7 protein-coding genes are annotated in these 6,729 nt (G+C 70.5%); 5 read left to right on the plus strand and 2 right to left on the minus strand.

The features are described 5' to 3' along the window. Nucleotides 1-74: 74 nt before the first annotated feature. A complete protein-coding gene (locus tag AC1D1S_RS18025; protein WP_476995095.1) occupies nucleotides 75-1,403 on the plus strand; it encodes a DNA glycosylase AlkZ-like family protein in 1,329 nt (442 codons plus the stop codon). 10 nt (nucleotides 1,404-1,413) lie between these two features. Here the strand turns inward: AC1D1S_RS18025 and AC1D1S_RS18030 are convergent, their stop codons facing one another. Beyond that, nucleotides 1,414-1,914, minus strand: a complete 501-nt coding sequence (locus AC1D1S_RS18030) for a nucleoside deaminase (RefSeq protein WP_028277768.1) — start codon at nucleotides 1,912-1,914, stop codon at nucleotides 1,414-1,416. 90 nt (nucleotides 1,915-2,004) lie between these two features. On the opposite strand from AC1D1S_RS18030, the gene AC1D1S_RS18035 reads away from it, so the two are divergent. From AC1D1S_RS18035 to AC1D1S_RS18050, 4 genes are all read left to right on the plus strand, one after another. Continuing rightward, complete coding sequence (locus tag AC1D1S_RS18035; protein WP_243182176.1) at nucleotides 2,005-2,835, plus strand: phosphatase PAP2 family protein; 831 nt, start codon at nucleotides 2,005-2,007, stop codon at nucleotides 2,833-2,835. Nucleotides 2,836-2,847: 12 nt separating this feature from the next. Further along, nucleotides 2,848-3,483: a uracil phosphoribosyltransferase gene (upp, locus tag AC1D1S_RS18040; RefSeq protein WP_018774274.1), complete on the plus strand. Its 636-nt coding sequence runs from the start codon at nucleotides 2,848-2,850 to the stop codon at nucleotides 3,481-3,483. Nucleotides 3,484-3,554: 71 nt separating this feature from the next. Next, nucleotides 3,555-3,932, plus strand: coding sequence for a glyoxalase superfamily protein (locus AC1D1S_RS18045; RefSeq protein ID WP_026266579.1), 378 nt, complete (start codon nucleotides 3,555-3,557; stop codon nucleotides 3,930-3,932). A gap of 55 nt (nucleotides 3,933-3,987) precedes the next feature. Next, entirely contained in the window at nucleotides 3,988-4,668 is a 681-nt protein-coding gene (locus tag AC1D1S_RS18050) for an HAD-IA family hydrolase (protein WP_476870975.1), read from the plus strand. Between the two features lie 54 nt (nucleotides 4,669-4,722). Here the strand turns inward: AC1D1S_RS18050 and AC1D1S_RS18055 are convergent, their stop codons facing one another. Next, nucleotides 4,723-6,708 carry an ArnT family glycosyltransferase gene (locus AC1D1S_RS18055; protein WP_476995096.1) on the minus strand — a complete coding sequence of 662 codons (1,986 nt, stop codon included), beginning with the start codon at nucleotides 6,706-6,708 and terminating at the stop codon, nucleotides 4,723-4,725. Nucleotides 6,709-6,729 lie beyond the last annotated feature (21 nt).

Below are 6,729 nucleotides of genomic sequence, written 5' to 3' on the forward strand. Positions count from 1 at the left end.
CCCAGAAACCATCCGGCGCGGGTTGATACGGCTTCTTGATACCGCTGACAGAGAAGCTGTTGGAGAATGAGCCCATGAGCACCCACCCTGTCGCCACGCAATCGCCGTCGGTAGAAAAGCCCGTCAACCTGCCGGAGCCGCAGAGCCTGACCCCGGAGCGGCTCCGGGCATGGTCCTGGCACCGGCAGGGCCTGGATGGCTCGCTGGCCGGCTGCACGGCGGAGCAGGTCCTCGCCCGGGCAGGCTGGGCCCGGTCCGTGGGCGGCGCCAACCCCTACCTCACGCTCTTCGCCCGCGCCGCCATCCGCCGCGAACAAGTGGACGCCGACGTCCTCGCCCACCGGATCCTGGAACTCCCGGTCGCCCGCGGCTGCACCTACGTCCTGGGCCGGGAAGACTTCGCCTGGGCGCTTCAGCTGGGCCGGGACGCGGCCGAGTCCGCGTTCAAGGTGGTCGGCCGGCTCGGCGTGGACCGCGGCGAAATCACGCTGCTGGAAGAGCAGGTGCTGCACACCCTCGCCGAGGCGGAGGGGCCGATGGATCCCCGGCAGCTCAAGGACGAGCTCGGCGATTCAGTGCGCAACCTGGGGGAGGAAGGCAAGAAAAAGGGCGCCACCACCACCCTGCCTACCGCCCTGGGGATCCTGCAGTCGGACGGCCGGATCCGCCGGGTCCCGGCGAACGGGCGACTGGACCAGCAGCGCTACGCCTACCAGCCCTGGGGCCTGCCGCCCAGCGATCTTGACGACGAGGATGCGCGCACCGAGCTGATCCGGCGCTACCTGGGCTGGACCGGCGGAGCCACCTTCAAACAGTCGCAATGGTTCACGGGGTTCACCGTGGCGCAAAGCAAGGCGGCGCTCGCCGCCGTCGGCGCCGTCGAGGTGCCCACCGCCCTGTCCACAGCAATGGCCGGGTCACATGTCACCGGCGGGGACCCGCTGTGGATGCTGCCCGAGGACCTCGGCGGCCTCGCCGCCTTTGAGGAGCCGGCGGGGGAACAGATCCAGCTGCTGGCTGGAACGGATTCCCTGTTCCTGCTGCGCCGCAACGCGGCGGACCTGCTGGCCGAGGAGGACCTGCACAAGCCGGCGCTGGGGTCGCTCGCGCTGCAGGCGGATCTCCCGGACCACCCGATCCTGGACCGCGGCCGGATCATCGGACTCTGGCAATACGATCCGGCCCGGGAACGGATCGTGCCCTGGCTGTTCCACGGCCCCACGCCCGCGGTGACGCAGCGGATCGCCGAGGTGGAAGCCTGGATCCGCGAGGACCTCGGTGATTTCCGGGCCTTCAGCCTGGACTCTCCGGCCTCCCGGCAGAAGCGGATCGATGGGCTCGCGGCTTCCGCTGTAGCCTCAGCGTCACCGGCCGGCGCGTCATCTGCCGGCGGCGCAGGCTAGCCGGAACGGATCAGGCGCGGTGCCCGGCGAAGAAGTCCCGCAGCAGCGCTGCGCACTCCTGCTCACGGACGCCTGCAACCACTTCCACCCAGTGGTTGAGCCGGCGCTCGCGGAGGATGTCGAACACGGAACCCGCGGCGCCGGCCTTCTCGTCCCAGGCACCGAACACCACCCGCGGAATCCTGGCGAGGACGATCGCTCCAGCGCACATCGCGCAGGGTTCCAGCGTCACCACCAGAGTGCAGTCCTCCAGCCGCCAGCCGTCGTCGCCCTTGCCTTCCAGAGCCCGGTGCGCCCGCAACCGCGCGGCGGCCTCCCGGATGGCGACCATCTCGGCGTGGGCCGTCGGGTCCCCGAGGGCCTCACGTTCGTTTCGCCCGGCGCCCAGCACGGAACCGTCCGGTCCGATCACGACGGCGCCGATCGGCACGTCCGCGGTGGCCAGGGCATTCCGGGCCTCCGCCAGGGCAAGGCTCATCCATTGGGCATGGCGGGGCTCAGGGGCAGTCATGGGTCAATGATAGTTTCGACCCTAAGCATGCTGTGCAGCTCGGCTGTGCGGCCCATGTAATTAACGTTGTCAAGTAGTCGGGAGACGGCCGTGACCACCGGAACAGAGAACTGGCTGGCGCACCGCTGGGGCAAATGGGTGGTGCCCTACGCGGCCCTGTGGATCACCATGCTGATCGGCGGCGTGGTGGTGGTGATCCTGGCCCTGGTGAGCGCAGAAGTCTACGACAACGTGGTGGACGACGCCGGCCTCGCGAACCTGGACAAACCGACGCTGGCGTTCATGGAGCAGCTGCGCAACCCCGGCCTCGACGCCTTTATCACCGGGTTCACCAACATCGGCGGCGGCATCGGGATGCCCATCCTGGCAAGCATCCTCACGGCAGTGCTCATCTACACCTCCCGGACCTGGCGGCCGCTGATCCTGATCGGCGGTGCCGCCGCCGTCTCGGTCACGGCCACGTCCCTGGGCAAGAAACTGATCGGCCGAACCCGCCCGGACCATGCCGACGCTGTGCCGCCCTACGAGAACTCGCCGTCCTTCCCGAGCGGCCACACGCTGAACACCACGGTGGTGATCGCACTCGTGGTGTACCTGGCCTGCCTGCAGATCAAGCGGACCAGCGCCAGGATCGGCCTGATCACCGCGGGTGTGGTCTTCATCGTCGCGATGGGCCTCAGCCGGGTCTACCTGGGCCATCACTGGATGACCGACGTGATCATCGGCTGGGTCATCGGGCTGGCCTGGGTGGGGATCGTGATCCTGGCCCACCGGCTCTTCCACGTGCTCCGGCACCGGGAACACGCYGGCGCCGCGCCGACCTTCGACCACCCCGCCCACCTTCATGACGGCACTACACAACCCGATACGAAGGACGCCGATACTCCGGGCACCGCGGGACGGTCCTCAGCATCCGGGTGATAGTTTTGACACATGCGCACTCTCGTTGTGGACCACCCGCTGGTCGCCCATAAGCTCACCGTTCTGCGGGACAAGAACACCCCGTCCCCGGTCTTCCGCCAGCTCACCGAGGAGCTTGTCACCCTCCTGGCGTACGAGGCCACGCGTGATGTCCGCACCGAACCGGTGACCATCGAGACGCCCGTCAGCACCACCGTCGGCACCGCCTTCACCAAGCCGACCCCGCTGGTGGTCCCGATCCTCCGGGCCGGGCTGGGCATGCTCGAGGGCATGACCAAGCTGGTCCCCACGGCCGAGGTCGGCTTCCTGGGCATGGCCCGCGACGAAGAGACCCTGGACATCATCACCTACGCCGAGCGCCTCCCCGAAGACCTCACGGACCGGCAGATCTTCGTCCTCGATCCCATGCTGGCCACCGGCGGGACCCTGCGCGAGGCCATCAAGTTCCTCTTCAAGCGCGGCGCCTCCGACGTCACCTGCATCTGCCTGCTTGCCGCCCCGGAGGGTCTGGCCAAGCTGGAGGAAGAGTTGTCAGAGGCGAACGTGACGATCGTGCTGGCCTCGATCGACGAGAAGCTCAACGAGAAGTCCTACATCGTGCCCGGCCTGGGCGACGCCGGAGACCGCCTGTACGGCATCGCCGGCTAGGAGCGGCGCCGCCGAGGCGCAACACGGAGGATCCCTTCCGCGCCGCCGCGGACCGCGCTAGCCTGTGCGGCATGGATTGGAAACTTGAACTCGTGTTTGTGCCGGTGTCCGATGTGGACCGGGCCAAGGATTTCTACGTCAACAAGGTGGGCTTCAACGCCGACTACGACGAACGGCCCATGGAGGGCCTCCGGTTCGTCCAGCTGACGCCACCGGGCTCCGGCTGCTCGATTGCGATCGGCGAGGGCCTCAACGACGCCCCGCCCGGTACCGCGCCCAGCCTGCAGCTTGTGGTCAGCGACATCCAGGCCGCGCACAAGCAACTCAAGGACAACGGCGTGGACGTCAGCGACGTCGACGTCCAGGACTGGGGGCACTTTGTCCACTTCGCCGACCCCGACGGCAACAAGTGGGCGGTGCAGTACATCCCCCACCGGCCCAACGGCTGATCCCGGTAGGCTCCGCGCGGCCGGCTGACCCGGGGTCATGCGGCAGGATGGAGGCATGAGCTCTCCATCCCGTTCCGGCACCACCACCCTGACCGCCCGCGCCGTCCTGTTCGATATGGACGGCACGCTGGTGGATTCCACCAGCATCGTGGAGCAGGTGTGGACCACGTTTGCGGCCCGCTACGGCCTGGACATCGGCGAGATCCTGCGCTCCTCCCATGGCGTCCAGGCCATGGACACCGTCCGCAGGTTTGCCCCGGCCGGCTCCGACATCCAGGCCCTCGCGGCCGAGCTCGGCCGGATGGAGCTGGCCGAGACCCGGGGCATTGTTCCGGTGCCCGGCGCGCCGGAGCTGCTGGCGAGCCTGCCGCCGGATGCCGTGGCGCTGGTGACGAGCGCGTCACGGGACCTGGCCGGGGTCCGGATGGCAGCCGCGGGGATCGGCGTCCCGGCCGTCTCGGTCACATCGGAGGACGTCATGCGGGGCAAGCCTCACCCTGAGGGATACCTCCGGGCGGCCTCCCTGCTGGGTGTCGCCCCGGCCGATGCGGTGGTGTTCGAGGACGCCCCGGCAGGCATTGCCGCGGGCATCGCCGCCGGCGTCCGGACCGTGGCCGTGGGGCCCAATGCCGGCGAACTGCCGGACGGTGTGCTGCACATTCCCGACTACTCCGGGGTGGCCGTGACCACCCACGTCACCGGCGCCGGCCTGCGCACCCTGTCCTTCACCTTCTAGCCCCCACCTTCTAGCCCCGCCGCCGCCCGGCCCGGACCCGACGGCGTCGCCCGCCTACCCGGCCAGCAGGTACACGCTGGTCCCGCCCACGGTCCGGGCGGTGAAGTTGTCCTGCACCCACGCGGCAATCTGGGCGGCATCGTTGGATCCGCTTTCGCCCTGCATCAGGCGCCCGGCGATGAAGTAGTGGATCTTGCCGTCGGCCACGTATTGCTGGAACTGCGCCAGGGTCGGTGCGGGGTCCGTGCCGTTGAAGCCGCCCACGGCCATCACCGGGAGCTGCGTCGCCAGTTGGTAGCTGGCGGCGTTGTTGGATCCGACGACGGCGGCGGCCCAGGTGTAGGTCCCGGCATCTGTCTGCAGCGCGGCCACGAGCGCCGCCGACGGCGTGCTGGCCCCGAGCAGGCCGCCCATTCCGCCCGCCCCTTGTCCGCGGCCTGTCCCAGCGCCTGTGCCTGTGCCAGTGCCGTTCGCCGTCGTGGCACCGCCGAAGCCGCCTCCTGCCGCGCCGCCGAGGGCCGGCGGTATCCCGGCCCCGCCCCGTCCGGACACGGCCGGGCCTGCGCTGACAATCGAGCCGCTGTGGGCCGTGGCCGCGGTGGACAGCGAGTAGGCCAGCGGACCGGCGAGGGCCGCGGCGACGGCGAGCGCCGCCGTCGTCCGCGCCACCGTCCTGGACGCCATCATCCCCGTCCCCTTTACCCCCGGCGCCGCGGCGGCCAGGACCAGGCCGGCGGCGGCGAGCGCGCCCAGGAGCGTCACCCAGCGCAGCCACGGCATGTACGCCGCGGTGCGGACCAGCAGTTCGGCGGCCATGGCCCCGGCCGCCACGATCGCCACGGCGAGGACGGCGGCGGCCACGGGCTGGTTCCGCCGCTGCCAGAGCAGGACGCCGCCGAGCCCGGCGAGCCCGGCGATCCCGGGCGCCAGCGCCACCATGTAGTACGGGTGGATGATCCCGGCCATGAAGCTGAACGTCAGCCCGGTGGCGGCAACCCAGGAACCCCAGATGATCACCGAGGCCCGTACCGGGTCGGTGCGCGGCGCGCGGCGGCCCAGCCAGAGCAGCCCCGCTCCGAGCAGCAGCACCGAGGGCAGCAGCCAGGCGATCTGGCCGCCGAACTCGGTGTTGAAGAGCCGGAACAGCCCGGGCGTGCCCCAGCCGTTGCTGCCGCCCACACTCCCGGTTTCATCCCCGTTCAGCCGGCCCAGGCCGTTGTAGCCCAGGGTCAGTTCCATGATGGAGTTGTTTTGCGAGCCGCCGATGTACGGGCGGTCCGCCGCGGGAATGAGTTCGACGGCGGCCAGCCACCAGCCGGCGGCGACGGCCATCGCCGCGCCCGCACCGAGCAGGTGAAGAATGCGCCTGCCCGCCGCTGCCGGCGCCGCGAGCAGGTAGGCCACGGCGAAGCCGGGGACAACCAGCAGGACCTGCAGCTGCTTGGTGAGGAACCCGAAGCCCAGCAGCACCCCGGCGAACAGCAGCCAGCGCACGCGCGCGTCCTGGATGGAGCGCAAGACGGCGTAGGCGGCCGCGGTCATCAATAACACCAGCAGGGCGTCGGGGTTGTTGAACCGGAACATCAGGACGGCCACCGGTGTCAGGGCCATGACCGCACCGGCGAGGAGCCCCGCGCGGTGGGCCAGGTCGGCGTCGGCCGTGGCGGGGGCCGCGGCCCGGCGGACGGCCAGATAGACCAGCCAGACCGTGCCGACCCCCATGAGCGCCTGCGGCACCAGGACGCTCCAGGAGCTCAGCCCGAAGATCCGCACCGACAGGCCCATCAACCACAGCGACGCCGGCGGCTTGTCCACGGTGATGGCGTTGGCGGCGTCGGAGGAGCCAAAGAACCAGGCCGCCCAATCCTGCGACCCGGCCTGGGCCGCCGCGGAGTAGAACGCGTTTGCCCAGCCGGAGGCGCCGAGGTTCCACAGGTACAGCACGGCCGTGGCCAGCAGCAGCCCCGCCAGTTCCAGCCGCTGCCGCAGGGCCCGGGCGCCAGAGACGGCGCGCGTGCCGCCGTCCGCCGGGGGCTCCAGGCGCCGACGGCGGTCCCGGGC

Source organism: Arthrobacter sp. P1_A5 (assembly GCF_056406825.1).

What these genes read in the sequence shown, in the direction of transcription:
- upp (WP_018774274.1), top strand. Translation starts at nt 2,848, where the DNA reads ATGCGCACTCTCGTTGTGGACCACCCGCTGGTCGCCCATAAGCTCACC.
- AC1D1S_RS18030 (WP_028277768.1), bottom strand. Translation starts at nt 1,914, where the DNA reads ATGACTGCCCCTGAGCCCCGCCATGCCCAATGGATGAGCCTTGCCCTG.
- AC1D1S_RS18050 (WP_476870975.1), top strand. Translation starts at nt 3,988, where the DNA reads ATGAGCTCTCCATCCCGTTCCGGCACCACCACCCTGACCGCCCGCGCC.
- AC1D1S_RS18045 (WP_026266579.1), top strand. Translation starts at nt 3,555, where the DNA reads ATGGATTGGAAACTTGAACTCGTGTTTGTGCCGGTGTCCGATGTGGAC.
- AC1D1S_RS18025 (WP_476995095.1), top strand. Translation starts at nt 75, where the DNA reads ATGAGCACCCACCCTGTCGCCACGCAATCGCCGTCGGTAGAAAAGCCC.